General features: G+C 34.2%; 1 pseudogene. It reads right to left on the bottom strand.

From position 1 onward, the window contains the following. Positions 1–555 (bottom strand): annotated as a pseudogene (locus CQA53_RS12965) (hypothetical protein); the annotation flags it as partial.

Raw genomic sequence — 555 nt, 5'->3', positions numbered from 1 at the left:
CCCCTCTCTATAAAGTTCTTCTAAATACTCTGGGATATAGTAAGTAGGAGCATTAGGATAGCCTTGTGGGGGAGTTACTGCCATGACTTTGGCTATAAGAAGCATTGTATCTATGTATAAATCTATTTCTTGTTGTGTCCATTTAACATGTTCCCAATCGCTTGGAAACCCAGAAAGAGTGAAAGCTTCCTGTTCTTCTTTTATAGTTTCTTGTATTGCTTGCATAAATTCTATTCTTGTTTGCTCGGTAGCTCTAGGGTCTCTAGGATCTAAGAGTTTGCCTTCTTGTATCGCACTATACAATGTATTTATAATTATTCTTTGAGGGTCAATTGCCTTAAAATTTCTATTAAAATCCATCACCCAATCTACCCCTAATATCTCATCTATATAAGGATACATACCAAATCTATCTGGCTTTATCTTTTTAACGAGATTCATCACTTGTGCTAATCGTAAAGGGTTTTGATATGTGCCATAAAAAAAATAACCATCACCATAATAAGCCTTTTCCCACATATTACCTAATTGAATAGATAAAACATCTTTTTGATA

This window comes from Helicobacter didelphidarum, from assembly GCF_003364195.1.
Taxonomy (GTDB): Bacteria; Campylobacterota; Campylobacteria; order Campylobacterales; family Helicobacteraceae; genus Helicobacter_A; species Helicobacter_A didelphidarum.
This window is presented reverse-complemented; position numbering and strand designations above follow the sequence as displayed.